This window comes from Modestobacter sp. VKM Ac-2985 (assembly GCF_026967925.1).
Lineage (GTDB): Bacteria > Actinomycetota > Actinomycetes > Mycobacteriales > Geodermatophilaceae > Modestobacter.
This window is the reverse complement of record NZ_JAPVBI010000001.1, coordinates 1342350-1367643: the sequence shown is the minus strand read 5'-3', so window position 1 is coordinate 1367643 and position 25294 is coordinate 1342350. Positions and strand designations below refer to the sequence as shown.

General features: G+C 75.2%; 25 protein-coding genes. 9 read left to right on the top strand and 16 right to left on the bottom strand.

Annotated features, from left to right (window positions below; genetic code table 11):
* Positions 1–14 precede the first annotated feature (14 nt).
* From O2V61_RS06450 to O2V61_RS06430, 5 genes are all read right to left on the bottom strand, one after another.
* Entirely contained in the window at positions 15–353 is a 339-nt protein-coding gene (locus tag O2V61_RS06450) for a cytidine deaminase (protein ID WP_269182476.1), read from the bottom strand.
* A 6-nt stretch (positions 354–359) separates the two neighbouring features.
* Complete coding sequence (locus O2V61_RS06445) at positions 360–1700, bottom strand: hemolysin family protein (RefSeq protein WP_269182475.1); 1341 nt, start codon at positions 1698–1700, stop codon at positions 360–362.
* Entirely contained in the window at positions 1697–2194 is a 498-nt protein-coding gene (ybeY, locus tag O2V61_RS06440) for an rRNA maturation RNase YbeY (RefSeq protein WP_269157199.1), read from the bottom strand. The genes O2V61_RS06445 and ybeY overlap by 4 nt, the downstream gene beginning before the upstream one ends.
* 2 nt (positions 2195–2196) lie before the next feature.
* Positions 2197–3330, bottom strand: a complete 1134-nt coding sequence (locus tag O2V61_RS06435) for a PhoH family protein (protein ID WP_269182474.1) — start codon at positions 3328–3330, stop codon at positions 2197–2199.
* Positions 3331–3423: 93 nt separating this feature from the next.
* Complete coding sequence (locus O2V61_RS06430) at positions 3424–3795, bottom strand: histidine triad nucleotide-binding protein (protein WP_269182473.1); 372 nt, start codon at positions 3793–3795, stop codon at positions 3424–3426.
* Between the two features lie 151 nt (positions 3796–3946).
* Between O2V61_RS06430 and O2V61_RS06425 the strand changes: the two genes are divergently transcribed.
* On the top strand, positions 3947–5506 hold the full coding sequence (locus tag O2V61_RS06425; RefSeq protein WP_269182472.1) for a GAF domain-containing protein: 1560 nt from the start codon (positions 3947–3949) through the stop codon (positions 5504–5506).
* 36 nt (positions 5507–5542) lie between these two features.
* On the opposite strand, the gene O2V61_RS06420 is transcribed toward O2V61_RS06425, so the two are convergent.
* The gene (locus O2V61_RS06420) at positions 5543–6337 is read right to left on the bottom strand and encodes an SDR family NAD(P)-dependent oxidoreductase (RefSeq protein ID WP_269182471.1); all 795 of its coding nucleotides are present in this window, start codon (positions 6335–6337) and stop codon (positions 5543–5545) included.
* A 101-nt stretch (positions 6338–6438) separates the two neighbouring features.
* Between O2V61_RS06420 and O2V61_RS06415 the strand changes: the two genes are divergently transcribed.
* The 4 genes from O2V61_RS06415 (at position 6439) to O2V61_RS06400 (ending at position 10717) form a co-directional block, all read left to right on the top strand.
* Positions 6439–7287, top strand: a complete 849-nt coding sequence (locus O2V61_RS06415) for a helix-turn-helix transcriptional regulator (RefSeq protein WP_269182470.1) — start codon at positions 6439–6441, stop codon at positions 7285–7287.
* A 111-nt stretch (positions 7288–7398) separates the two neighbouring features.
* Positions 7399–8361: a putative selenate ABC transporter substrate-binding protein gene (locus O2V61_RS06410; protein ID WP_269182469.1), complete on the top strand. Its 963-nt coding sequence runs from the start codon at positions 7399–7401 to the stop codon at positions 8359–8361.
* A complete protein-coding gene (locus O2V61_RS06405; RefSeq protein ID WP_269182996.1) occupies positions 8358–9104 on the top strand; it encodes a phosphonate ABC transporter ATP-binding protein in 747 nt (248 codons plus the stop codon). The genes O2V61_RS06410 and O2V61_RS06405 overlap by 4 nt, the downstream gene beginning before the upstream one ends.
* Positions 9101–10717: a PhnE/PtxC family ABC transporter permease gene (locus O2V61_RS06400; RefSeq protein ID WP_269182468.1), complete on the top strand. Its 1617-nt coding sequence runs from the start codon at positions 9101–9103 to the stop codon at positions 10715–10717. The genes O2V61_RS06405 and O2V61_RS06400 overlap by 4 nt, the downstream gene beginning before the upstream one ends.
* An 85-nt stretch (positions 10718–10802) precedes the next feature.
* Here O2V61_RS06400 and O2V61_RS06395 read toward each other — a convergent pair whose 3' ends face one another.
* The 3 genes from O2V61_RS06395 to hrcA are packed head-to-tail and all read right to left on the bottom strand — an operon-like array spanning position 10803 to position 13736.
* Positions 10803–11561 carry a 16S rRNA (uracil(1498)-N(3))-methyltransferase gene (locus O2V61_RS06395; protein WP_269182467.1) on the bottom strand — a complete coding sequence of 253 codons (759 nt, stop codon included), beginning with the start codon at positions 11559–11561 and terminating at the stop codon, positions 10803–10805.
* Entirely contained in the window at positions 11558–12697 is a 1140-nt protein-coding gene (gene dnaJ / locus O2V61_RS06390) for a molecular chaperone DnaJ (protein ID WP_269182466.1), read from the bottom strand. The genes O2V61_RS06395 and dnaJ overlap by 4 nt, the downstream gene beginning before the upstream one ends.
* Before the next feature lie 16 nt (positions 12698–12713).
* Entirely contained in the window at positions 12714–13736 is a 1023-nt protein-coding gene (gene hrcA / locus O2V61_RS06385; RefSeq protein ID WP_269157207.1) for a heat-inducible transcriptional repressor HrcA, read from the bottom strand.
* A gap of 245 nt (positions 13737–13981) precedes the next feature.
* Between hrcA and O2V61_RS06380 the strand changes: the two genes are divergently transcribed.
* A complete protein-coding gene (locus O2V61_RS06380) occupies positions 13982–14350 on the top strand; it encodes a type II toxin-antitoxin system VapB family antitoxin (RefSeq protein WP_442929172.1) in 369 nt (122 codons plus the stop codon).
* Between the two features lie 4 nt (positions 14351–14354).
* On the opposite strand, the gene O2V61_RS06375 is transcribed toward O2V61_RS06380, so the two are convergent.
* The 4 genes from O2V61_RS06375 to O2V61_RS06360 are packed head-to-tail and all read right to left on the bottom strand — an operon-like array spanning position 14355 to position 17760.
* Entirely contained in the window at positions 14355–14963 is a 609-nt protein-coding gene (locus O2V61_RS06375; protein ID WP_269182465.1) for a response regulator transcription factor, read from the bottom strand.
* Positions 14960–16084: a sensor histidine kinase gene (locus tag O2V61_RS06370; RefSeq protein WP_269182464.1), complete on the bottom strand. Its 1125-nt coding sequence runs from the start codon at positions 16082–16084 to the stop codon at positions 14960–14962. The genes O2V61_RS06375 and O2V61_RS06370 overlap by 4 nt, the downstream gene beginning before the upstream one ends.
* Positions 16085–16120: 36 nt before the next feature.
* Positions 16121–16861, bottom strand: coding sequence for an ABC transporter permease (locus O2V61_RS06365; RefSeq protein WP_269182463.1), 741 nt, complete (start codon positions 16859–16861; stop codon positions 16121–16123).
* On the bottom strand, positions 16858–17760 hold the full coding sequence (locus O2V61_RS06360; RefSeq protein ID WP_269182462.1) for an ATP-binding cassette domain-containing protein: 903 nt from the start codon (positions 17758–17760) through the stop codon (positions 16858–16860). Before O2V61_RS06360 ends, O2V61_RS06365 begins: the two co-directional genes overlap by 4 nt.
* 105 nt (positions 17761–17865) lie before the next feature.
* Here O2V61_RS06360 and recQ point away from each other — a divergent pair, with 105 nt between their 5' ends.
* Positions 17866–19719 (top strand): DNA helicase RecQ, encoded by a 1854-nt coding sequence (recQ, locus tag O2V61_RS06355; RefSeq protein WP_269182461.1) that lies wholly within the window; start codon positions 17866–17868, stop codon positions 19717–19719.
* A gap of 124 nt (positions 19720–19843) precedes the next feature.
* Here the strand turns inward: recQ and hemW are convergent, their stop codons facing one another.
* On the bottom strand, positions 19844–21076 hold the full coding sequence (hemW, locus tag O2V61_RS06350; protein ID WP_269182460.1) for a radical SAM family heme chaperone HemW: 1233 nt from the start codon (positions 21074–21076) through the stop codon (positions 19844–19846).
* A 39-nt stretch (positions 21077–21115) separates the two neighbouring features.
* Here hemW and O2V61_RS06345 point away from each other — a divergent pair, with 39 nt between their 5' ends.
* Together O2V61_RS06345 and O2V61_RS06340 are read left to right on the top strand one after the other, a co-directional pair.
* Positions 21116–21901: an enoyl-CoA hydratase-related protein gene (locus tag O2V61_RS06345; protein WP_269182459.1), complete on the top strand. Its 786-nt coding sequence runs from the start codon at positions 21116–21118 to the stop codon at positions 21899–21901.
* Between the two features lie 96 nt (positions 21902–21997).
* Entirely contained in the window at positions 21998–22159 is a 162-nt protein-coding gene (locus O2V61_RS06340; RefSeq protein ID WP_269171421.1) for a hypothetical protein, read from the top strand.
* 27 nt (positions 22160–22186) lie between these two features.
* Here O2V61_RS06340 and selB read toward each other — a convergent pair whose 3' ends face one another.
* Entirely contained in the window at positions 22187–23956 is a 1770-nt protein-coding gene (gene selB, locus O2V61_RS06335) for a selenocysteine-specific translation elongation factor (protein ID WP_269182458.1), read from the bottom strand.
* Positions 23947–25272, bottom strand: coding sequence for an L-seryl-tRNA(Sec) selenium transferase (selA, locus tag O2V61_RS06330; protein ID WP_269182457.1), 1326 nt, complete (start codon positions 25270–25272; stop codon positions 23947–23949). Before selA ends, selB begins: the two co-directional genes overlap by 10 nt.
* Between the last annotated feature and the right edge of the window lie 22 nt (positions 25273–25294).

Genomic DNA, 25294 nt, shown 5'->3' with positions numbered 1-25294 from the left:
AGGGCCCGCGGCGGTCAACGGGTGGTGCGGACCACCCCGTCGGGGCCGGCGAGCAGCACCGGCGCCGCCGCCGTCAGGTCGTGGACGGCGGCCAGCCCGGCTTCCTCGACGGCTTCGGCCGCGCTGACGACCGCGGCCGCCTCGAGCCCGTCGACCCCACTGGAGACGGCGGCGGCGACGGCGGCCTGCAGCGCGGACAGCTGCAGCGAGGGCAGGGCCACCGTGGCGGCGAGGTAGGTGCGGCCGTCGGTGTCCCTGACCGCGGCGCCCTCCGCGGCGCCGGTCCGGCTCCGGGCGGAGCGGGCCAGCGTGATCAGCTTGGCGTCCTCGGGGTCCAGCTCAGCGGAGGTCACGGCCGCTCAGCTTTCCACGGTCGCCGGTTCGGGTACTCGGGCGGGCTCGTCGGCCTCCTCCTCGGCGCCGGGCTCGGACACCCGGCAGACCAGGATCGTGTCGATCTGGTTGCGCCGCCCGCCGGTGCTCTCGGCGACCAGCCGCAACCCGCCGACCTCGGCCTCCGAGCCCTCGATCGGCACCACGCCGATCTCCCGGGCCAGCAGGCCACCGACGGTCTCGACCCCGTCGTCGTCGGGGAGCTCGACGCGGAACAGGTCGGCGAGGTCCTCGACCGGCAGCCGGGCGGTGATCCGCACCGAGCCGTCCTCCAGCTCCTCGATCGGCGGGCGCTGCACGGTGTCGTGCTCGTCGTCGATCTCGCCGACGATCTCCTCCAGGATGTCCTCGATGGTGACCAGCCCGGCGAAGCCGCCGTACTCGTCGACGACGACGGCCATGTGGGTGCGGGAGGCCTGCATCTCCCGGAGCAGCTCGTCCACCGGCTTGGACTCCGGCACGAAGCTGGCCGGGCGCAGCACGTCCTCGACCTTCGGCTCGCTGGCCCGGGGGTCGGTGGCGCCCTGCGTGCGCCGCACCAGGTCCTTGAGGAAGACGACGCCGATGATGTCGTCGACGTTCTCCCCGATCACCGGCAGCCGGCTGAAGCCGCTGCGCAGGCAGAGCGCCAGGGCCTGCCGCAGCGTCTTGCCGCGCTCGATCCACACCACGTCGGGCCGGGGCACCATCACCTCGCGGGCGATGGTGTCGCCGAGCTCGAAGACGCCGTGGATCATGTTCCGCTCGCCGGCCTCGACGACGCCGCGCTCCTCGGCCATGTCGACCAGCTCGCGCAGCTCGACCTCGCTGCTGAACGGGCCGTCGCGGTAGCCCCGGCCGGGGGTGATGGCGTTGCCGATGAGGATCAGCAGCGTGGCGATCGGACCGAGCAGCCGGCCCAGCAGCCGGATCAGCGAGGCCGCGGCCAGCGCGATCGGGTAGGCGTGCTGGCGGCCGAGGGTGCGCGGGCCGACCCCGATCAGGACGTAGCTGACCACCGTCATCACCGCGATGGCGACGAGGACGCCCACGGCGATGCTGGCGAAGAGCCCGTCGAGGATGACCGCCACGATGACGGTTGCCGCCGTCTCGCAGACGATCCGCAGCAGCAGCAGCAGCGCCACGTGCCGGGCCCGGTCCTCCATGACCTGGGTCAGCGGGCCGGCCCGCTTGGCGCCGTCCCGCCGCAGCTCCTCCACCGCGGCCTTGGAGAGCCGCTGCAGGGCGGCGTCCAGTGCGGCGAAGACGCCTGCGACGAGGACCAGGACGACGGCGATGCCCAGCAGGACGATCGCGGTCGAGCTCATCGGGTCTCCGGCTCCATCGGCTCGCCGGTCACCGGCTCTCGCGGAGTGGCGCGCCAGCCCTCGAGGAGCTTGGACTGCAGGCCGAACATCTCCTTCTCCTCGTCGGGCTCCATGTGGTCGTAGCCCAGCAGGTGGAGCACGCCGTGGGTGGCCAGCAGGAGCAGCTCGTCGGCCGTCGAGTGGCCGGCGGCGCGGGCCTGCCGGACGGCGACGGCCGGGCAGAGCACCACGTCACCGAGGAGCGCCGGACCGGGGTCCGGGTCGTCGGGACGGGCGGTGTCCAGCTCGTCCATCGGGAAGGCCAGCACGTCGGTCGGGCCCTTCTCGCCCATCCACCGCTCGTGCAGGCTGGCCATGTAGTCGACGTCGACGCAGAGCACCGACAGCTCGGCCAGCGGACTGACCTCCATGGCGTCCAGCACGTACCGGCAGACGCCGGCGAGCGCGCCCTCGTCGACGGAGATCTCGGACTCGTTCGCGACCTCGACGGGCACGCTCAGCTCCCCTGCTGCCGGGGCTGGGAGCGGCCGTGCCGGGCCGCGCGCGTGCCGGTCGCCTGCGCCGGGGTCTCCCGGGTGGCGTCCCAGCGCTCGTAGGCGTCCACGATGTCACCGACCAGCCGGTGCCGGACGACGTCGGAGCTGGTCAGCGTGGAGAAGTGGACGTCGTCGATGCCGTCGAGGATCTCGCGCACGATGCGCAGGCCGCTCTGCGCACCCCCGGGCAGGTCGACCTGGGTGACGTCGCCGGTGACGACCATCTTCGAGCCGAACCCCAGCCGGGTGAGGAACATCTTCATCTGCTCGGCGGTGGTGTTCTGCGCCTCGTCGAGGATGACGAACGCGTCGTTGAGCGTGCGGCCGCGCATGTAGGCCAGCGGAGCGACCTCGATGGTGCCGGCCTGCATCAGCCGCGGGATCGACTCCGGGTCGACCATGTCGTGCAGCGCGTCGTACAGCGGCCGCAGGTAGGGGTCGATCTTCTCCGACAGCGAGCCGGGCAGGTAGCCCAGCCGCTCACCGGCCTCCACCGCGGGCCGGGTCAGGATGATCCGGTTGACCTGCTTGGTGGTCAGCGCCTGCACGGCCTTGGCCATCGCCAGGTAGGTCTTGCCGGTGCCGGCCGGGCCGATGCCGAAGATGACGCTGTGGTGGTCGATGGCGTCGACGTACCGCTTCTGGTTCAGCGTCTTGGGCCGGATGGTGCGGCCCCGGCGGCTGATGATGTCCAGGCTCAGCACGTCCGCGGGGCGCTCGGAGCCGCCGGCCCGCAGCATGCCGACGACGCGGCGGACCGAGTCCGGACGCAGCGCCTGCCCGGTCGCCAGCAGGGCGATCAGCTCGTCGAAGACCCGGACGGCGAAGGCGTTGTCGGCCGGCTGCCCGGTGATCGCGATCTCGTTGCCGCGCACGTGCACGTCGGCGACGAGCTCGGTCTCGACCAGGCGGAGGAGCTCGTCCCCGGAGCCCAGGAGGGCCACCATGGAGACGCTGTCGGGGACGGTGATGGAGGTGCGGACGTCGGCCGGTACGGCCGGGGCGTCCGGGACGCCGGCTGCCGCGGCACGCGCGGACAGCTCACGGGAGGACGCGATGGTCTCCGGTACGGCGTCTGGTGAGGTGTCGGGCAAGAACGCTCGACCCTGCCTTCCTGCGACGGGGGTTGTGACCCGGCCCAGCGTACCCGCGCGGGCCACCTCGACACCCCGCTCGGGCCACCGGGCTCAGCCGGGCGGCCAGCCCAGGCCCCGGCCGCCGAGCACGTGCAGGTGCACGTGGTGGACGCTCTGCCCGGCCTGCGGGCCGGTGTTGGCCACCACCCGGTAGCCGGGCTCGGGCGCCTCCGCCGTCACCAGGCCCTCCTGCACGGCCACGGCGTGCGCGGCGGCGACCAGCTCGGCGGTGAGCCCGGGGTCCGCCGCGGCGAGCGCGCCCAGCGTGGCGTGGTGCTCCTTCGGGACGACCAGCACGTGGGTGGGCGCCTGCGGGGCGATGTCCCGGAAGGCGAGCGTGCGGTCGGTCTCCCGGACGACGTCGGGCGGGATCTCCCCGGCCACCATCCGGCAGAACAGGCAGTCGCTCGTCGGCTCGCTCACCCGCCCGACCCTAGGCCCCGCGCAGGATGCGGAACGAGGGAGTACGTCCTGTTGCGCACGACCGGATGGCTCGGCTGGATTCCGCGGTCCGCCTGCCGACCACGTCACCGGGACGTCGAAGACACGGCGCACCCCGACCGTGGAGAGAGCCATGCGCATCGTCGCGTCCCGTCGCGCCGTCCCCGACCAGGGAGCCGAGCTCGCCGAGGCCCGCTCCGACATCGCCGCGGTCACCCGGGCGCTCAGCGCACTGAACCGGGCCACCACCTGCGAGGAGGTGGCCCGGGCCGCGCTGGACACCGTCCGGGACAGCTTCGGCTGGGCGTACGGCTCCTACTGGATGGTCGCGCCGGAGGACGGGCAGCTGCACTTCACCGTGGAGTCCGGTGACGCCGGACCCGAGTTCCGCGCGGTGACCCGGAGCGCCTCCTTCGCCGAGGGCGTCGGGCTCTCCGGGCGGGCCTGGAAGGCCCGTGACCTGTTCTTCGTCGCCGACCTCGGCGAGATGACCGACTGCGTGCGCGCCCCGGTGGCCCAGCGGGTCGGGGTGAAGAGCGGCATCTGCTTCCCGATCATCCAGCAGGGCCGGGTCGTCGGGACGATGGACTTCTTCACCATGGAGACCCTGGCTCCGTCGGCCGAACGGCTCGACGCGCTGCGGGCGGTGGGGCTGCTGGTCTCCCAGGCCTTCGGCCGGGTGGCCGAGGCCGCTGACCAGAAGCGTGCCGCCGGCGACGTCGCAGCGACGAACGGACTGCTCCGCGGGCTCGCCCGGGCACGGACGCTGGAGGAGACGCTGTCCATCGCGCTGGACACCATCCGGCGGGAGTTCGACTGGCACTACGGCTCGTACTGGGCGCTGGACGCCTCGACGAACGACCTGCGGTTCGCCCAGGAGTCCGGCGACCTGGGGCCGGAGTTCCGGCGGATCACGCTGGAGGCGCGCTTCGCCAAGGGCGTCGGCGTCGCCGGTCGCACCTGGGCCGCCGGCGAGCTGGTGTTCGTCGAGGACCTCGGCCAGGTGCACGACTGCGTGCGTGCCCCGGCCGCGCGCAACGCCGGCGTCCGGTCCGGGGTGTGCCTGCCGATCACCGTCGGCGGCCGGATCGTCGGCACGATGGACTTCTTCGCCAAGCGCACGCTGATCCTGGCCGACAGCCGGCGGGACGCGCTGCGCAACACCGCCTTCCTGATCTCCCAGACGCTGGAGCGGCTGGCGGCCACCCAGCGCATCGCCGACGCCGGCCGGGAGATGGTCGCCTCGATCGACGAGGTCGAGCGCAACGTCGCCGAGGCCACGAAGGTGGCCGGTGACGGTCAGCGCGTCGCCGGCGAGGCGACCGAGTTCGTGGCGGGGCTGGGCCGCTCCAGCGCGGAGATCGACAAGGTGGTGAAGGTGATCACCGGGATCGCCGAGCAGACCAACCTGCTGGCGCTGAACGCCACCATCGAGGCCGCCCGGGCCGGGGAGGCCGGCAAGGGGTTCGCCGTGGTCGCCGGTGAGGTCAAGGAGCTGGCCCGGGAGACCGCCCAGGCGACCGACGACGTCAGCAGCCGGGTCGCGGCCATCCAGGGCGACGTGCAGAACGTGGTGGGCGCGCTCGCCTCGATCCGGGACATCGTGGAGCGGATCAACGAGACCCAGCACCTGATCGGGGGCGTGCTCACCGAGCAGGCTGCGGTCACCCGCAGCATCGTCGAGCTGTCCTGACCGCGACCCCGGACCGGGGTGCTCTCCCGTCCTGCGTCAGCTCAGCTTCGTCGCGGTGATGCCACCGTCGACGTAGAGCGTGATGCCGTGCACCATCGCCGCGTCGTCCGAGGCGAGGAAGAGCACCCCGTGGGCGACGTCCTCGGGCCGGACGACGACGCCGGCCGGCGTGGTGGCGGTCATCGCGTCCAGGACGTCACCGGCGGCCTCGTTGCCCGGGGTGCGGGTGACGCCCGGCGACACGGTGTTGACCCGCACACCGCGGGGGCCGAACTCCGCCGCCCAGGCCCGGGTCAGCTGCTCGGCGGCGGCCTTGGTCGCGGTGTACATCGCGCCGAAGGGGCTGCCCACCGAGGCCATCCAGGAGCCGATCGTCACGACCGCACCGGTGCCCCGCTCCGCCATCGCCGGGACGAGGGCGCCGACCAGCACGTGCGGGGCGCGGACGTTGACCGCCAGCATCGCGTCCAGGTCGGCGTCGGGCAGGTCGGCCGTGGCCGTCACCGGGTAGATGCCGGCGTTGTTGACCAGGACGTCGACCCGCCCGCCGAGCGCCGTTGTGGCCGCGGCGGCGAACGTCCGCAGGTCGGCGTGGCTGCCGGCGAGGTCCGCGGGGACGAACACCGCCCGGCCGCCGTCGGCGGTGATACCGGTGACGACGGCCTCGCCGCGGGCGGCGTCCCGGCCGCTGACCGCGACGGTGGCGCCCTCGGCGGCGAGGCCGCGGGCGATGGCGGCGCCGATGCCGCTGGTGGAGCCGGTGACGAGTGCAGTACGGCCGGCCAGGCGGCCGGCAGGAGTCGGTGAGGTCGGTGCGGTCGGGGAGGTCATGGCCCCACTGGACCCGGCGCCGCCGGTCCGGGCCAGGTCCGGCTCAGCCTGGGCATGGCGTGACCAGGCAGTTCCCCTCGCGGCACCCCTACCGTGAGCACGTGCCGACCGACCGCGCCGCGCTGGGCGCCTTCCTGCGCTCCCGCCGCGACCGGCTCACCCCGGCCCAGGCCGGCATGACGGCCTTCCCCGGCCCGCGTCGGGTGCCGGGGCTGCGCAAGGAGGAGCTGGCGGTGCTGGCCGGGCTGAGCCCGGACTACTACTCGCGGCTGGAGCAGGGCCGGCAGGCCAACGTCTCCGACGCGGTGCTCGACGCCCTGGCCCGCGCCCTGCGCCTGGACGACGTCGAGCACGCCCACCTGCGTGACCTCGCCGCACCCACCCGGCGCCGCCGGGCCACACCGTCGCTCCCCCAGCAGGCCGACCCCGGGCTGCTCCGCCTGATGACCGGCCTGGACCACCTCCCGGCGCTCGTCCTCGGCCAGCGCGGCGAGGTCCTGGCCCGCAACGCCCTGCTGACCGCGGTGCTCGGCACGGCGTTCGAGCCGGGGTCCTCGCTGCTGCGCTGGCTGTTCCTGGACGTGCAGGCCCGGGAACGGATCGTGAACTGGTCGCAGTTCGCCGCAGCGTCGGTGGGGTCCCTCCGTCGGGACGCCGCCCGACACCCCGACGACGTCGCGCTGCACGCCCTGATCGAGGAGCTCCGGGCAGCCGACCCCGACGTCGCCCGCTGGTGGGACGACCTGGGGGTCCGCGACTACGCCTCGGTGCCCAAACGGATCCGGCACCCGGTCGCCGGGCCGCTCTCCTTCGACATCGAGATCGTCTCGGCACCACACGACCCCGACCAGCGGCTGATCGTCTACACCGCCGAACCGGGGTCGCTGACCGCCCGCCAGCTGCCGCTGCTGGCCAGCTGGGGCGCGACCGCGCCGGCCCCGGCCGGCTGACGGACCCGGGCAGGACAGGGCAGCGGGCGTGGGTGACGATGGGCCGGTCCACCGTCCCCCACGCTCCTGGAGGTCTCCCGTGTCCGCGCCCCAGCCCCATCCGAGGACGTAGTGAGCAGCCGTCGCGCCGTCCGGTCGGGTGGCTTCGGAGAACACGCACTGAGCAGGCGCAGCCTCCTCGCCGGGAGCGCCGCGGTCCTCGCGGCCGGGCTCGCCGCCTGCGGCCGCGACTCCCCCGTGTCGTCGTCCGGGGGCTCGGCCGGCTCGTCGTCCGGCACCCGCGGCTCGCTCACCATCGGCGCGATCCCCGACCAGGACCCCGAGGTCCTGCAGCGGCTGTTCGGCACGCTGGCCGACTCGATGTCGGAGGCGCTGGACCTCGACGTCACCTACCAGCCGGTCACCGACTACGGCGCCGCCGTCTCCCTCTTCCGCACCGGCGACCTCGACCTCGTCTGGTTCGGCGGTCTCACCGGCGTGCAGGCCCGGCTGCAGACCCTCGGCGCCGAGCCGGTCGCCCAGCGCGACATCGACGAGTCCTTCACCTCGGTGTTCATCGTCAACGCCGACACCGGGCTGACCCCGGCCGACGACCTCACCCCGCTGGCCGACCTGCGCTTCACCTACGGCAGCGAGACGTCGACGTCCGGCCGGCTGATGCCCGCGTACTTCCTGTCCGAGCAGGCAGTCGACCCGGAGGGCTTCCCCGCCGGGCCCGGCTTCTCCGGCTCGCACGACGCGACGATCTCGCTGGTGGCCAGCGGCAGCTACCAGGCCGGGGTGCTGAACGAGCAGGTGTGGGCCGCACGGCTCGAGGACGGCACGGTCGACCCGGCCGCCGTCGTCCAGTACGCCCGCACGCCGGAGTACCACGACTACCACTGGCTGGCCGGCCCCCAAGCGGTCGAGCGACTGGGTGCGGACCTGCCCGACCGGCTGCTCGAGTACTTCACCGGCCTGCCCGCCGGGGACGAGGTGCTGGAGCTCTTCGGCGCCGGGGCGTTCATCCCGACCGAGGCGGCCAACTACGACCAGATCGAGGCGGTCGGCCGCGACCTGGGGCTGATCAGCTGACCGCCGTCCTCCGGCTGGACGGCGTCGAGGTCCGCTACGGCACCACCCGCGCCCTGGCCGGCGTCGACCTCACCGTCGACGCCGGCCAGCGGGTGGCCCTGGTCGGCCCCTCGGGAGCCGGCAAGTCGACGCTGCTCGGGCTGGTCAACGGCTCGGTGCCGCCCACCGCCGGCACCGTCGAGGTGCTCGGGACCGACCCCACGACGCTGCGGGGCCGGTCCCAGCGGGAGCTGCGCGCCCGGGTCGGCACCGTCCACCAGCACCTGGAGCTCGTCGGTCAGCTGCGGGTGGTGCACAACGTCAACGCCGGGCGGCTGTCCCACTGGCCGGCCTGGCGGGCCGCGTGGTCGCTGGTGCGCCCGCAGGGGCTGCCCGAGGTGCTCGCCGCGCTGGAGCAGGTCGGGCTGGCCGACCGGGTGTTCGAGCGCACCGAACGGCTCTCCGGCGGCCAGCGGCAACGGGTGGCGCTCGCCCGGCTGCTGGTGAAGCAGCCGGAGCTGGTGCTCGCCGACGAACCGGCGTCGGCGCTGGACCCGGTGCTGGCCGAGCGTGCCCTCGCCCTGCTCGCCGGGCTGGCCGCCGACCGCGGTGGCGCGCTGGTCGCCTCGCTGCACGACCCGGCGCTGGCGCTGCGGCACTGCACCCGGGTGGTCGGCCTGGTCGAGGGCCGGGTGGTGCTCGACGCGCCCGCGGCCGCGCTGACGGTCGGGGACCTGGCCGACTTCTACGGCGCCCCGCGGTGACCGTCGTCCTGGACCGGCCGCAGGCGCCGCCACGGCTGAACCGGGTGCGGCGCCGCTGGGCGTGGGGGCTGGGCGCGCTCGCCGTCCTCGGCTGGTCGCTGGCCGGGGCCGGGGCGTTCGCCGGCGACGTCGTCAACCCGGCCGGCGCCGGACAGTTCGGCCGGTTCGCCTCCGCCGCCCTCTCCCCCGCCCTGGACGGCGAGTTCCTCCGGGTGCTCGCCGACTCGGTGCTGGTCACCGTCGCCTACGCCGCCCTGGGGGCGGCGCTGGCCGTGCTGCTGGGTGCGGTCGGCGCGGTGGCGGTCGCCCGCACCACCTGGGGACGACGCAGGCTGGGCTGGACGCTGTCCCGCGGGGCGCTCGCCGTCCCCCGGGGGCTGCACGAGGCGGTGTGGGGGCTGCTGCTGGTCAACCTGCTCGGGCTGGACCCCTGGGTGGGGGTGCTGGCGATCGGCGTCCCCTACGGCGCGGTGACCGCGAAGGTCTTCGCCGACCTGCTCGACGAGGTGCCGCGCGGCGGCTACGAGGCACTGCTGGCCGGCGGGGCGGGGCGGGTGCCGGCCGCGCTGTACGGGCTGCTGCCCCCGGCGTCGGGCGGACTGCTGTCCTACTCCTTCTACCGGCTGGAGTGCGCGGTGCGCTCGGCCGTGGTGCTCGGGCTGATCGGCGCCGGCGGGCTGGGCTACCAGCTGCTGCTGTCGTTCAGCTCGCTGCGCTGGGAGCAGGTGTGGTCCTGCGTGTACGCCCTCGCGCTGCTGTGCCTGCTCGCCGACGTCGGCGGCCGCGCGGTACGCCGGCGGGTGGCCGCACCGCGCTCGTCCGGGGACCGGCTGCGTCGGGACCCGATGCTCTCCACGGCGGTGCTGGGCACGCTGGCCGCGATCGTCTGGGCGTGGTGGTACCTGGCGATCTCCCCCGCCACCCTGGTCGCCGACCGGACCGGCGAGCAGCTGCGCTACGTCCTCTCGGCCGCCTGGCCCCCGGACGTCGACGGGCCGCTGCTCTCCGCGGTCGCGGTCGCCGCGGTCGACACGCTGCAGATGTCGGTGATCGCGATCGCCGTCGCCACCGCCGGGGCGGTGCTGCTGGCCGGGGTGGCCGCGCACCCCCCGCGGGACGCACCGGTGCTCCGGCGGGTGACCGGGAGCGCCGTCCGGCTGGCGCTGCTGCTGCTGCGCGCCGTGCCGCCGCCGGTGTGGGCCCTCGTGCTGCTGTTCGTGCTGCTGCCCGGCGTGCTCCCCGGGGCGCTGGCGCTGGGCGTCTACACGCTCGGCGTGCTGGGCCGGCTGGCCGCGGAGGCCACCGAGGAACTGGACCCGCGCCCCCGGGCCGCGCTGACGGCGATGGGCGCCAGGCCGGTGGGCGGCTGGCTCTACGGGGTCCTCCCGGCGGCGACCGGGCCGGTGCTGGCCTTCGCGCTCTACCGCTGGGAGGTGGCGATCCGGGACACCGTGCTGGTCGGGCTGCTCGGCGCCGGCGGGCTCGGCGCACTGCTCGCCTCCCGGGTGTCGGCCTTCGACTGGGGCGCCGTGACCACCGTGCTGGTGGCGGTGATCGCGCTGACCGCCGCGGTCGACCTGGTCAGCGCCCGCGCCCGGGCCGCCCTGCGGTGAGGTCGCCGGCCGCCGAGTGCGCAGTCGTGGTCGTCGTCCCCGGCGTGTCCGGCCGTGTCGGCGACCACAACTGCTCAGTCGAGCGTCAGGCCCAGCGGGTGCGGACGCTCAGCGCAGCCAGTGCGGCGGCGCCGGCGGTCGACGTCCGGAGCACCTCGGGACCGAGGCGCACCGAGTGGGCGCCGGCCGCCCGGAAGGCGACCACCTCGCCGTCGGTGAGCCCGCCCTCGGGGCCGACGATGACGGCGATCGCCCCGGTCGTCGGCACCTCGACCTGCGCGAACGGCTGGCGGGCCTGCTCGTGCAGCACCAGCGCCAGGTCGACGTCGGCGAGCATCCCGCAGACCTGGCGCGTGCTCATCGGCTCCGTCACCTCGGGCACCCGCGGCCGGCGGGCCTGCTTGGTCGCGGCCCGGGCGGCCGAGCGCCACTTGGCCAGGCCCTTGTCGACCCGGTCCTCCCGCCACCGGGTGACGCAGCGGGCCGCCGTCCACGGCACGATCCGGTCGACGCCCAGCTCGGTGGCGAGGTCGACGGCGAGCGGGCCCCGGTCGCCCTTGGGCAGCGCCTGCACCAGCACGAACTCCGGCTGCGGCGCGGGGACGTCGTGCCGGGTGAGCACCTGGACGCGCAGCGCCGACCCCTCGGCCGCGAGCACCGAGCCCTCGACCAGCAGCCCCCGCCCGTCGCTCACCCGGACGCGCTCACCGGCCCCGAGCCGTAGCACGTCGACGGCGTGCCGGCCCTCCGCCCCGTCCACGGTGAGGACGTCGCCGTCCGGCACCTGGTCGAGCAGGAAGAGCGGGGCACCGTCGGCGGTGGGCGCGTCCGGGGCCTGGCTCATCGGCCGTTGAACGCGTCGCGCACCCGGGTGAAGAGGCCACCGTGGTTGGCGCTGTTGCCGTCGGTGAGGTCCTCACCGCGCAGCCCGGCCAGCTCGCGCAGCAGCTCGGACTGACGCCCGTCGAGCCGGGTCGGCGTCTGCACGTCCAGGTGGACGAGCAGGTTGCCCCGGCCGGTGCCCCGCAGCCGCGGGGCTCCGTGGGCCCGCAGGGTGAGCACGCTGCCGGACTGGGTGCCGGCCTTGATCGTGAGGTCCTCGATGCCGTCGAGGGTCTCCAGCTTGAGCGTGGTGCCCAGCGCCGCCGCGGTCATCGGCAGCGTGACCCGGCAGTGCAGGTCCTCGCCGTCGCGGGTGAAGACGTCGTGCGGGCGCTCACGGACCTCGACGTAGAGGTCGCCGGCCGGGCCGCCCCCGGGGCCGACCTCGCCGTAGCCGGCCAGCCGGATCCGCATGCCGTCCTCGACGCCGGCCGGGACCTTCACCGGGATGGTGCGGCGGGAGCGCACCCGGCCGTCACCGGCGCACTTCGGGCACGGGTTGGGGATGACCTGGCCGGTGGCCTGGCAGGTGGGGCACGGGCGGCTGGCGATGACCTGGCCGAGGAAGGAGCGCTGCACGCTCTGCACCTCGCCGCGGCCGTTGCAGGTCGAGCAGGTCTCCGGGTGGGTGCCGGGTGCGGTGCCGGCACCGGTGCAGACGTCGCAGAGCACGGCGGTGTCGACGGTGACCTCCGTCGTCGTGCCGAACACCGTCTCGTCCAGGTCCAGCTCGACCCGGATCAGCGCGTCCTCGCCCTCCCGGGTGCGGCCGCGCGGCCCGCGTCCGCCGCCCGCACCGCCGAAGAAGGCGTCCATGATGTCGCCGAGGCCGCCGAAGCCGGCGGCGTTGCCGAACGGGCTGCCGCCGCGGCCACCCCCGGTCTCGTAGGGGTCACCGCCGAGGTCGATGATCCGACGCTTGTCCGGGTCGGTCAGCGCCTCGTAGGCCCGGCTGACCTCGCCGAACTTCTCCTTCGCGCCCGGCTCGGGGTTGACGTCGGGGTGCAGGTCGCGCGCCATCTTGCGGTAGGCGCGCTTGATCTCGGCGTCACTGGCCCCGCGGGCAAGGCCCAGCACGCCGTAGTAGTCGGTTGCCATGAAGCGTTCTCAGTCCTCAGCTCTCGGCCAGCAGATGGCCGACGTAGCGGGCCACGGCTCGTACCGCGGCGATGTTCCCTGCGTAGTCCATCCGGGTGGGGCCGACGACACCCAGGCCACCGAGCGCCTGGTCGCCGGACCCGTAGCCCACGGAGACGAACGACGCGGCGGTCAGCGCCTCGTGCTCGTTCTCCTCACCGATGCTCACGGTCACCGTGCTGGGCCCCACCTCGGCCATCAACCGCAGGACCACCACCTGTTCTTCCAGCGCCTCCAGCAACGGCCGGAAGGTGCCGGGGAAGTCCAGGGCGCTGCCCTGCGCGAGGTTGGCCGTCCCGCCGATGACCAGCCGGTCCTCGGAGGGCTCGACCAGGGTCTCCAGCATGGTCGCGCTCACCGCGGCGACGAGCGGGCGGAGGTGCGGGGCGGAGTTGTCGACCAGGTCACCGACCTTGTCGCTGGCCTCCCCCAGCTTCGCGCCGGTGAAGGCGGTGTTGAGCAGCGTGCGCAGCTCGGCGACCGTCTCGGCCTCGGTGTCGACCGGCACCTCCACCACGCGCTGCTCGACCCGGCCGGTGTCGGTGATCAGCACCATCAGCAGCCGGGACGTCGACAGCGGCACCAGCTCCAGGTGCCGGACGGCACTGCGCGACAGCGTCGGGTACTGCACGACGGCGACCTGGCGGGTCAGCTGGGCCAGCAGCCGGACGCTGCGGCCGAGCACGTCGTGCAGGTCGACGGCGCCGTCGAGGAACTTCTCGATCGCCTTCCGCTCGGCGGCCGACAGCGGCTTGATCGCACTCAGCCGGTCGACGAAGAAGCGGTAGCCCTTGTCGGTGGGCACCCGGCCGGCACTGGTGTGCGGCTGGGTGATGTAGCCCTCCTCCTCCAGCACCGCCATGTCGTTGCGGATGGTGGCCGGGCTCACCCCGAGGTCGTAGCGGGCGGCCAGGGCCTTGCTCCCCACCGGGTCGTTGGTGGAGACGTAGTCCTGGACGATCGCCCGCAGCACCCGCAGGCGCCGGTCGTCGTGCGCCACGGCTGACACCTCCCGTACCGGATCGACGTGGTCCGCGGTGGCTGCCCCGGGCAGGTGCCTGGCACTCGCGTGGACCGAGTGCCAGCATACGACCGGCCGGCCAGGGCGTCCTCCGGCTCGCGGTGCCCCACCGCCAGATGGGATCGATACCGTCCGATCAGGCGTCGGCGATGGCCGCTGGGCACCACTAGTGTGATTCGGGTCGACGGACCCCACCGGGGGGCCGGGGAGCGGGAGGCTCAGCCCTGATCTTCAAGGCGGTGCGTGATGGACGCCCCTACCCCGACCACGGCTTCTCCACCCGCGACTGGGCGATGATCCCGCCCCGGCAGATCCGGATGGACACCCTCGTCACGACCAAGCGCGAGCTGGCCCTCGACACCCTGCTCGCCGACGACTCGACCTTCTACGGCGACCTGTTCCCGCACGCGGTGCAGTGGCAGGGCGAGACGTACCTGGAGGACGGCCTGCACCGCGCCCTGCGCGCGGCCCTGCAGCAGCGCAACGTCATCCACGTCCGGGTGCTCGACCTCGACTCGCTGATGCCGGCCCAGACCCCGGCCGAGCGCAGCTCCGCAGACGCCAGCCCGGCCGACGCCGGCCGGGCGCGCTGACGGTTCAGAGCCAGCCCTTCTCCTCCGCGACCCGCGCCGCCTCCACCCGGGTGCGCGCCCCGGTCTTGCCGATCGCCGAGGACAGGTAGTTCCGCACCGTCCCCTCCGACAGGTACAGCCGCCCGGCGATGTCGGCGACCGTCGCTCCGTCGGCCGCCGCCCGCAGCACGTCGGCCTCGCGACCCGACAGCGGTGTCGCGCCCATCGCCAGCGCAGCGGCAGCGAGGTCCCGGTCGATCACCCGCTCCCCCGCCATCACCGCCCGGATGCCCCGGGCCAGCTCGGCCACCGGCGAGTCCTTGACCAGGAAGCCGGCGGCGCCGACCTCCATCGCCCGGCGCAGGAACCCGGGCCGGCCGAAGGTGGTGAGGACGACGGTGCGCACCTCCGGCAGCGCGGCGGCCAGCTCCCGGGCCGCCTCCAGCCCGTCCTGGCCCGGCATCTCGATGTCCAGCAGGGCCACGTCCGGGCGGCAGGCGCGCGCGGCCTCGAGCACCTCGTCACCGCGGCCGACCTCGGCCACCACCTCGATGTCCTCCTCGAGCTCCAGCAGCGCCCGCAGCGCACCCCGCACCAGCGCCTGGTCCTCGGCCAGCAGCACCCGGATCGTCACGCGGACACCGTCGTCGTGCTCGCCGACACCGGGAGCAGCGGCACCGTGGCCCGAAGCCGGTAGCCGCCGCCGGCCACCGGCCCCGCGGCGAGCTCACCGCCCAGCGCGCCGACCCGCTCGCGAAGCCCGGCCAGCCCCGACCCCGGCGAGGTCCCCAGCACGGTGACCGGGTCCTCCGCGCCCCGACCGTCGTCGGTCACCGACAGCACCGCCGCCACCCCGTCCTCGGCCAGGCCGATCGTCACCGTGCCGGCCCGGCTGTGCCGCAGCACGTTGGTCGTCGCCTCGCGCACCACCCAGCCGAGCGCGGCGTCGACCGTGCCCGGCAGCGGCGGCACCCGGTCGGGCAGCCGGACGTCGATGCCGGCCCCGCTCAGCGCGGAGCGGGCCTCGTCGAGCGCCTGGGCACAGGTGACCTGCCGGTAGCCGCTGACGGCGTCCCGCACCTCGGCCAGCGCCCCGCGGGCCGCCGCCTCGACGTCGGCCATCTCCTGCCGGGCGCGCGCCGGGTCGGCCTCGGCCAGCCGGCGGGCCAGCTCGCTCTTGAGCGCGATCAGCGACAACGAGTGGCCGAGCAGGTCGTGCAGGTCACGGGCGAAGCGCAGCCGCTCCTCGGTGACGGCGTTGCGGGCCAGCTCCTCGCGGGCCTCCTGCAGCTCCTGGTTCACGGTGATCAGGTAGCCGGTGCCCCGGATCCCGAAGGCGGTGAGCAGGCAAATGGGCGACAGGAACAGCAGGCCGGGGTCCCCCGAGGCCAGGGGCACCGCCAGGCACACCAGCGCCGCGCCGACCACGGCCGGCCACACCCAGCGCCCGGGCACCGTGGCCGCGGCGGCCGCCGCCACGTAGATCATCAACCCGGCGAAGGCCGGCCCGAACCCGACTGCCAGCGCGACGGCCAGCACCGCGGTCACGGCGAACTCCGGCCGCAGCGCCCGCGGCCGGCCGAGCTGGCCCATCACCCGCAGGTAGACCACGGTGAAGACGAGCAAGCCGATCGCGCCGACCCAGCGCGCCGCCGTCGGGCGCTCGGTGGTGACCAGGTCGGCGATCGGGAAGAACTGGAACAGCAGCCACGGCACCGCCCAGATCGCCTGCCCCCACCAGTTCGACCGGTCCACGAGGCCGACGCTAGCGCCCGGTCGCCCGGTCACGGGTCAGCCCGCCACGGCGTGCAGCGGGCGCCGCCGGGCGACCACCAGCGCGGCGGCGGCGAACACGGCGCCGTAGCCGGCCAGCACGAGCACCGGCGCGCCGGTGAACGTGCCGGCCGCCACGTCCCGGCCCAGCTCGGCGAACCAGTAGGACGGCAGTGCACGGGCCAGGGTCACCATCCCGCCGGGGAACATCTCCACCGGGAACCACAGGCCGCCCAGCGCGGCCAGCACCGTGCCGAGGATCCCGATCGCAGCACCCGCGGCCTGGGCGTCCAGCGCCAGCCCCACCGCCACACCGAGGGCCACGAAGACCACCGACCCCGCCCACAGCGACCCGACCAGCGCCACCCAGGTGCCCAGGCCGAACTCGACGCCGTTGACGAACCGCCCGACCAGCGCGACGACGACCAGGCTGGGCAGCACCAGCAGCGCCCCGACCAGGACGTCGACGGCGAAGACCGACCCGGCGGGAACCGGCGTCACGCGCAGCTGACGCAGCCAGCCGGAGGAGCGGTCGAAGGCCATCCGGATCGTCGCGCCGAGCGCGGCCCCGATCGCCCCGTAGGCCATCATCGAGACGAGGACGGCGCCGGCCAGGTCCTGGAACTCACCGGCCGGCACCTGCCCGCCGATCACCTGGGTGAAGAAGATCGTGAACAGCGCCGGCAACAGCACCGTGAAGAACAGGTACTGCTTGTTGCGGCCCACCCGGCGGAGCTGGAAAAGGAACAGGTCGGTCATCGGAGGGCTCCGTCCGCGGTGCTGGTGAGGTGCAGGAAGGCCTGTTCGAGGCTGGCGCCGCGCACCTCGAGGTCAGGCAGTGCGTCGTGGCCGGCGAGCAGCGCGCGCAGGGTGGCCTCGGCGTCGGAGGTGGCCAGCTCGACCCAGTCGCCGTCCCCGCCCGCGCCGGTGACGCCGGGCAGCCCTGACAGGCCGTCCCGCGGCCCGGGGCAGCGGAACCGGACGGTGCGCCCGCCGATGCGCGACTTGATCGCCGCCGCCGTCCCGTCGGCCACGACCCGGCCACCGTCCACGACCACGACCCGGTCGGCGACCGCGTCGGCCTCGTCGAGGTGGTGGGTGGCGAAGACGACGGTGTGCCCGCGCCCGGCCAGGTCGCGCATCGTGGCCCAGAAGGCCTGCCGGCCCTCGACGTCCATCGCCGAGGTCGGCTCGTCCAGCAGCAGCAGCGGGGGTGCTCCGGCCAGGGCGAGGGCGAGCAGCACCCGCTGGCGCTGACCGCCGGAGAGCGCGTCGACCGAGCGGCCGAGCACGCCGCCGATGCCGGCCGTGGCGGCCAGGTCCGCCAGCGGCCACGGGTCCGCGTAGCGGCGGCGGACCAGCGCCAGCACCTCGCCGACGCGGGCCTCGCTGGGCAGGCCGCCGTGCTGCAGCATCGCGCCGACGCCGCCGGCCTGCAGCGCCGCGGTCGGCTCGCGGCCGAGCAGCCGGACCGTGCCGGCGGCCGGGCGGAACAGGCCGAGGGCGGCGTTGACGACGGAGGACTTCCCGGCCCCGTTGGCGCCGAGCAGGGCGACGGTCTCCCCCCGGGGGACGGCCAGGGTCAGGTCGTGCACTGCGGTGACGTCGCCGTACCGGACGGTCAGTCCGCGGACGTCGAGGGCGGGGGTCTCGGGCATGACCCGAGCCTGGCGGTCACCGGGGGTCCGGCGGCAGTGTGAGACGTCGTCCACACCTCGTGACGGATGTCAGACCACCGGCCCCGACCCGCCTACCCTCGCCTCGTGGACGTGATCGAGGACCCCGCGCTCCAGGACCCTGCGCTCCAGGACCCGGCCCTCGAGGTGCTCGGTCGGGTGTTCGGCTACGACGCCTTCCGCGGACCGCAGCGCGAGGTCGTCGACCACGTCGTCGCCGGGGGCGACGCGCTGGTGCTCATGCCCACCGGTGGCGGGAAGTCGCTGTGCTACCAGGTGCCGGCCCTGCTGCGGGACGGCGTCGGGGTGGTGGTCTCGCCGCTGATCGCGCTCATGCAGGACCAGGTCGACACGCTGCGCACCCTCGGTGTGCGCGCCGGGTTCCTCAACTCCAGCCAGGACCGCGCCGAGCGCCGGGCCGTCGAGGAGGCCTTCCTCGCCGAGGAGCTCGACCTGCTCTACGTGGCCCCGGAGTCCCTCGGCGGGGGCGCCTCCCCGACCGCCCGCCTGCTCGAGCGCGGCCGGATCGCCCTGTTCGCCATCGACGAGGCGCACTGCGTCGCGCAGTGGGGGCACGACTTCCGGCCCGACTACCTCGCGCTGTCGATGCTGCACGAGCGCTGGCCCGACGTCCCACGGATCGCCCTCACGGCGACGGCCACCCGGGCCACGCACACCGAGATCAGCACCCGGTTGCAGCTGGACGACGCGCTGCACGTGGTCGCCGGGTTCGACCGACCGAACATCCAGTACCGGATCGCGCCGAAGAACGAGCCACGCAAGCAGCTGCTGGACCTGCTGCGCACCGAGCACCCCGGGGACGCCGGGATCGTCTACTGCCTGTCCCGGGCCTCGGTGGAGAAGACCGCGGAGTTCCTGGTGGGCCAGGGCATCGCGGCGCTGCCGTACCACGCGGGCCTGGACCAGCGGACCCGCGCGCTGCACCAGTCCCGTTTCCTCCGCGAGGACGGCCTGGTGATGGTGGCGACCATCGCGTTCGGGATGGGCATCGACAAGCCCGACGTCCGCTTCGTCGCCCACCTCGACCTGCCCAAGTCGGTGGAGGGCTACTACCAGGAGACCGGCCGCGCCGGCCGCGACGGCCTGCCCTCCACCGCGTGGCTGGCCTACGGGCTCGCCGACGTCGTGCAGCAACGCAAGATGATCGACTCCTCCGAGGGCGACGCCGCGCACCGCCGCGTGCTGTCTGCCCAGCTGGACGCGATGCTCGCGCTCTGCGAGACCGTCGAGTGCCGGCGGGTGCGGCTGCTGGCCCACTTCGGCCAGGAGAGCTCACCCTGCGGGAACTGCGACACCTGCCTGAACCCACCGGAGTCCTGGGACGCCACCGTCCCGGCGCAGATGCTGCTGTCCACGGTGCTGCGGTTGCAGCGCGAGCGCGGGCAGTCCTTCGGCGCGGGCCAGTCGATCGACATCCTGCTGGGCAAGCGCACCGACAAGGTCGCCCAGCACAGCCACGACGAGCTGACCACCTTCGGCATCGGCACCGACCTGTCCGAGGGCCAGTGGCGTGGCGTCGTCCGTCAGCTGCTCGCGCAAGGGCTGCTCGCCGTGCAGGGCGAGTACGGGACGCTGGCACTCAACGAGGCCAGCGGGCCGGTGCTGCGCCGGGAGCGCGAGGTGCTGATGCGCCGCGAGCCCGACCGCCCGGTGCGGGCCGCCCGGGCCCGTGGGGGCAAGGCCGCCGCTCCCGAGCTCCCTGCATCGGCCGCCGGCGCCTTCGAGCGGCTGCGGGCCTGGCGGGCCGCCACCGCCAAGGAGCAGGGGGTGCCGGCCTACGTCGTCTTCCACGACGCGACGCTGCGGCAGATCGCCACCGAGGAGCCGGCGACCCTGTCCGCCCTGGGCACGATCGGCGGCGTCGGCGCCACGAAGCTGGAGCGCTTCGGCGACCAGGTGCTCGCCGCCCTCCACGGCTGAGGCCCCGTCCTCCGGCCCTGCTGCAGGGGCCCACCGCGAGCGTGCGAGCGGTGGAAGCCGCGGTCAGGCCCCGTCCCGAGGCTCGCCCTGAGCCTGCGAAGGGTGGGGAGGAGGGGGTCCTTCCTCAGTCCGTGAGGTCGCGGACGACGGCGTCGGCGAGGAGCCGGCCCCGGTCGGTGAGGACGGCGAGCCCGGCTTCGTGCGGCCCGGCGGCCAGCAGCCCCCGGACGCATGCCTCCGCGGCCCGCGCCTGCCCGGCCGCCGACAGCGCGGCCAGCGGCAGCCCGTCGCGCAGCCGCAGCCCCAGCATCACCCGCTCCAGCGCCTGGTCCTCCGCCGTCAGCAGCTCGGTGTCGGCGGCCGGGTGCAGTCCGGCGGCGAGCCGGTCGGCGTAGGCGGCCGGGTGCTTGACGTTCCACCAGCGCAGCCCGCCGACGTGCGAGTGCGCGCCCGGCCCGATGCCCCACCAGTTGGCGTTGGCCCAGTACAGCTCGTTGTGCCGGCAGCGCGCCGCCCGGTCGCGGGCCCAGTTGGACACCTCGTACCAACCCAGCCCGGCGCCGCCGAACGCCCGGTCGGCCTGCTCGTAGCGGTCGGCGAGCACGTCGTCGTCCGGCATCGGCAGCTCGCCGCGGGCGACCCGCCGGGCCAGCCGGGTGCCCTGCTCGACGATGAGGGCGTAGGCGCTGACGTGGTCGACCGGGGCGGCCAGGACGGCGTCGAGCGAGGCCTGCCAGTCGGCGTCGGTCTCCCCCGGCGCGCCGTAGATCAGGTCCAGGTTGACGTGGTCGAAACCGGCGGCGCGGGCCTCGTGCGCGGCCTGCACCGCCCGGCCGGGGGTGTGCCGGCGGTCCAGCACGGCGAGCACGTGCTCGGCGGCGGACTGCATGCCCAGGCTGATCCGGGTGAAGCCACCGGCCCGCAGGGTGGCCAGCGACTCCGGCGTCACCGACTCGGGGTTGGCCTCCGTGGTCACCTCGACGTCGGGGGCGACGGGGAAGAGCTCACGGACGGCGTCCATGACGGCCACCAGGTCACCGGCCGGCAGCAGCGTCGGGGTGCCGCCACCGACGAAGACCGTCTGCACCGGCGGACGGTCGGGGCCCAGCACCTCGGCGGCCAGCCGCAGCTCGGCGATCGCGGTGCCGGCGTACTCGCTGCGGTTGGCGCCGGGGCCCAGCTCGTCGGAGGTGTAGGTGTTGAAGTCGCAGTAGCCGCAGCGGGTGGCGCAGAACGGCACGTGCACGTAGAGGCCGAACGGCGTCGTCGCCAGCCCCTCGCGCGCCGACGCCGGGAGCATCGAGGGGTCCGCGGGCAGCGCCGGGGTCTGGCCGAGGAGAGGGAGGGTCGTGGTCATCGCTGCTCCCAGTGTGACCGCCCCCGGCAAGATGGCGGCGTGACCTCCGCGACCAATGACGACCGCGTGCTCTCCGTCGAGGTGTCCGCCGGCGTGGCCCGGCTGACCCTCGACTCCCCCGCCAACCGCAACGCCCTCTCCCGCGCCATGCGCGCCCAGCTCCGCGCCGCCCTCACCGCGGCCTTCGCCGACGACGCCGTGCGGGTGGTGGTGCTCGACCACACCGGCCGGGTGTTCTGCTCGGGCATGGACCTCACCGAGGCCACCGGTGGCGCCGCCGCCGACCAGGGGGTCAACGAGTTCCCCGAGCTGCTGCAGCTGATCTGGCACGCGCCCAAGCCGGTGCTCGCCGCCATCCGTGGCCCGGCCCGTGCGGGCGGCGTGGGGCTGGCCGCCGCCTGCGACGTCGTGGTGGCCGGCGCCGGCGCCACGTTCGCGTTCACCGAGGTGCGGATCGGCCTCGTCCCGGCGGTGATCTCCGCGGTGTGCCGGCCGCGGATGCTGCCGAACGTCGTCCACCGGCTGATGCTCACCGGCGAGGTCTTCGACGCCGCGACCGCCGCCGCCGGCGGGCTGGTCGACCTGGCGGTGCCCGACGACGAGGTCGACGCCACCGTCGCCGCCCAGGTCACCGCACTGGCCGCGGGGGCGCCGACCGCGCTGGCGGAGACGAAGCGGCTGCTGCGGTCGGGGGCCGACCTGGCCGGGCAGTTCCCCGGGCTGCTGGAGCTGTCGGCGCGGTTCTTCGCCGGCGAGGAGGGCCAGGAGGGCATCGCCGCCTTAAGGGAGAAGCGCCCCGCCCGCTGGGTGCCGGCCGGCGAGTAGTCCTGCGCGCGCTCGTGCTCTGGTGCACCGGTGCAGCCAGAGCACGAGCGCGCCGAACCCTTGTCGTGCCCGTCCCCACGGCGGCACCCTGAGGCCATGACCGAGCAGGTGGACCCCCGGGCTCAGTTCCGCCGGCTCCCGGAGCCGGTGACTCCCGACCAGCTCGTCGAGGTCCGCGACGCCGATCCCCCGCTGCCGGTCGAGACGCCGGCGCACGTCGACCTGCGGCAGCTGGCCGCCGGCGGCGGCCCGGTCTGAGCCCAGCCGGTCGGCTCACCCGCCGGGTCAGCGCAGGCGGCGGGTGTTGTCCGGCTGGCGGACGGTGACCCCGCGGGCGTCGAGCCACTCGGCCAGCGGGACGGCGACCCGGCGCGTGGTCCCCCACGCCTTGCGGGCCTCGCTGAGCGTGAACGGCTGCGGCAGCGCTGCCAGCCGGGCCCGAGCCTGCTCGGCGACGCCGGGTGCCAGGTAGATGCCCTCGGTGATCCGCACCAGCTGCTCGTCCCGCACCGCCGCGGCCAGCTCGCGCGGCCCCAGCCCGGCGGCCACCAGGTCACCGGCCTCGGGTGCGGCGAACGGCTCCTGCCCCAGCCGGGCGCGGATGCCGTCCACCGCCTGCTGCACCGCCGGTGGCAGCGCCGCGGCACCGGCGACGACCCGGCCGTCCCGCAGCGCCAGGGGCTCCCGGACGAGGGCGGGCACCAGCTCCACGTCGGGCAGCTCCAGGGCCGACCGCAGCACCGCGGTCGGCGGGCCGGGTTCCAGCGGGCGCAGCTGCCGGTAGCGGGCCACCACCTGCGGCACCCGGGCGGCCAGCTCGTCGGCGAGCCCCGGCGCCAGGAGCCAGGGGCCCACGACCGTGGCGTCCGCGGGCACCGGCCAGCCCATGGCGACGAAGTCCGCCCGACGCACGAACCGCCGGCGCACCAGGTCCGCCCGCGCCCCCGCCTCACCCAGCGGCTGTTCGGCGAGCTCGGCCGCGCGGGTCCGGGCGGCGCCGCGACGGCGCAGCTCCGGCGGGTCCACGTCGCGCACGTCGGCGCCGTGCACCCGGCGGGCACCGGGGTCGCGCAGCAGCAGCCGGTCGCCGACCCGCAGCGGCAGCTCGGTGGCCAGCCGCAGCCGGAGCGCCGACCCGTCCAGCGGCCGCACGCGCGCGGCGACCGTGGCCGACCCGATGTGCACGACCAGCTCGGCGGGCAGCTTCTCCTCGACCGGTCGCACGAGGGTCACGTCGAGGTCGGCGGTGCGCCGGAACGTGTCGGGGGTGAGCAGCGCGTCGCCGCGGGAGAGCTCCTCGACCGCCACCCCGCGCAGGTTGAGCGCCACCCGGGCGGTGGCCGAGGCCGAGTCGACCGGCGCACCCAGCGACTGCAGCCCGCGCACGGTCACCGCACGTCCGCCCAGCTCCAGGCGGTCACCGGTGGTCACCGTTCCGGCGGCCAGGGTGCCGGTCACGACGGTGCCGGCGCCCCGGATGGTGAAGGCCCGGTCGATCCACAGCCGCACCGGCGCGGCCGGGTCTGGTGCGGGCAGGCCGGCCAGCACCTGCTCCAACGCACCGGCCAGCTCCGGCAGACCGGTGCCGGCGCGCGCGCTGACCGCCACGGCCGGGACCCGGCCCACCGACGTCCCGGCCAGCCGCTCGGCGGCGTCGGCGAGCACCGGTGCGGGGTCGGCGAGGTCGGACTTGGTGACGGCGAGCAGCCCGTGCCGCACCCCGAGGGCGTCCAGGACGGCGACGTGCTCGGCCGTCTGCGCCGACCACCCGTCGTCGGCGGCGACCACGACCAGCGCGGCGGGCACCGACCCGACCCCTGCGAGCATGTTGCCCACGAACCGCTCGTGCCCGGGGACGTCGACGACCGCGAGCCGGCGCCCGGAGGGCAGCGTCGTCCAGGCGAAGCCCAGGTCGATGGTGAGGCCGCGCCGGCGCTCCTCCTCCCACCGGTCCGGCTCCATCCCGGTCAGGGCCGTCACCAGCGTCGACTTGCCGTGGTCGACGTGGCCGGCGGTCGCCAGGACGTCCATCCGCGCGGCAGGGTTCAGCTCCACCGGCGGGCCACCTCCGTCACGGCGGTGATCAGCCGCTCGTCGTCGGCGGGGAGGAGGCTGCGCAGGTCCAGCAGCGTGCGGTCGCCCTCCAGGTAGCCGACGACCGGGGTCCTGCCGGCGCGCAGCGGCTCGGCGAACCGGGGGTCCAGGGCGACGGCGGCGCTGGGCAGCTCGAACTCCGGGGCTCCCCCACCGCCGACCCGCGCGGTCGCCGGGACGGCGACGGCCTCGACCCCCCGGGCCTGCAGCGCGTCGGCGACCGCGGCGGCGCGGGCCCGCAGGCCGGCCAGGTCGGCGTCGAGCATCTCCCGCACCGGCGGCACGGGACCACGCAGCGTCGCCTCGAGCGCCGCCAGGGTCGTCTTGTCGACCCGCAGCGCTCGGTACAGCGGGTGCCGGCGCAGCCGCTGGACCAGCGCCGCGGAGCCGAGCACGATCCCGGCCTGTGGCCCGCCGAGCAGCTTGTCGCCGCTGCACAGCACCAGGTCCGCACCGGCGGCCAGCGTCGTCTGCAGGTCCGGCTCGTCGGGCAGCAGTGGATGCGGGCGGAGCAGTCCGCTGCCCACGTCCGCGACCAGCGGCACCCCGGTGCCGGCCAGCGCCGGAGCCAGCTCGGCGACGTCGGCGGACCGGGTGAACCCGCGGACGACGAAGTTGGAGGGGTGCACCTTGAGCACCGCACCGGTGTCCGGGCCGAGCGCGTCGGTGTAGTCGGCCAGCGAGACGCGGTTCGTCGTGCCGACCTCGCGCAGCCGGGCGCCGGTGCTGACCAGCAGGTCGGGGATGCGGAACCCGTCGCCGATCTCGACCAGCTCCCCGCGGGCGATGACCAGCTCACCGCCGAACGCGGTGGCCACCAGCGCCAGCGCGGCGGCGCAGTTGTTCACCACCAGCGCGGCCTCGGCGGCGGGCACGGCGGCCAGCAACGCCGAGAGCGCCCCCTCCCCTCGCGGGCCGCGGCGGCCGGTGCCGAGGTCGAGCTCGACGTCGGTGGTGCCGCTGGCCGCCACCACCGCCGCCACCGCCGCGCCCGACAGCGGTGCCCGGCCGAGGTTGGTGTGCACGAGCACGCCGGTGGCGTTGAGCACCGGCGAGAGGCTGCTGGCGGTGCCGGGCAGCCCGGCCAGTACGGCGGCGACGACGTCCTCCGGCGCGACGTCGCCGTCCCGGACGCGTTGCTGGGCGACCTGCACGGCGCGCTTCACCAGCTCCCGGCCCAGTCGCTGCGCCGCAGCCGCGACGGCGGGGTCGGCGAGCACCGTGTCGGTGCGGGGCACCTGCCGGCGTGGGTCGGTGGCCGTCGCTTCCGTGGTCATCGCGGCCGAGCGTAGGTGCCCG

Excerpts from the sequence above, each read along its gene's own strand:
- O2V61_RS06445 (WP_269182475.1), bottom strand. The coding sequence starts at position 1,700 with ATGAGCTCGACCGCGATCGTCCTGCTGGGCATCGCCGTCGTCCTGGTC.
- O2V61_RS06425 (WP_269182472.1), top strand. The coding sequence starts at position 3,947 with ATGCGCATCGTCGCGTCCCGTCGCGCCGTCCCCGACCAGGGAGCCGAG.
- O2V61_RS06420 (WP_269182471.1), bottom strand. The coding sequence starts at position 6,337 with ATGACCTCCCCGACCGCACCGACCTCACCGACTCCTGCCGGCCGCCTG.
- O2V61_RS06395 (WP_269182467.1), bottom strand. The coding sequence starts at position 11,561 with ATGAGCCAGGCCCCGGACGCGCCCACCGCCGACGGTGCCCCGCTCTTC.
- dnaJ (WP_269182466.1), bottom strand. The coding sequence starts at position 12,697 with ATGGCAACCGACTACTACGGCGTGCTGGGCCTTGCCCGCGGGGCCAGT.
- O2V61_RS06365 (WP_269182463.1), bottom strand. The coding sequence starts at position 16,861 with ATGACCGACCTGTTCCTTTTCCAGCTCCGCCGGGTGGGCCGCAACAAG.
- O2V61_RS06360 (WP_269182462.1), bottom strand. The coding sequence starts at position 17,760 with ATGCCCGAGACCCCCGCCCTCGACGTCCGCGGACTGACCGTCCGGTAC.
- hemW (WP_269182460.1), bottom strand. The coding sequence starts at position 21,076 with ATGACCACGACCCTCCCTCTCCTCGGCCAGACCCCGGCGCTGCCCGCG.
- O2V61_RS06340 (WP_269171421.1), top strand. The coding sequence starts at position 21,998 with ATGACCGAGCAGGTGGACCCCCGGGCTCAGTTCCGCCGGCTCCCGGAG.
- selA (WP_269182457.1), bottom strand. The coding sequence starts at position 25,272 with ATGACCACGGAAGCGACGGCCACCGACCCACGCCGGCAGGTGCCCCGC.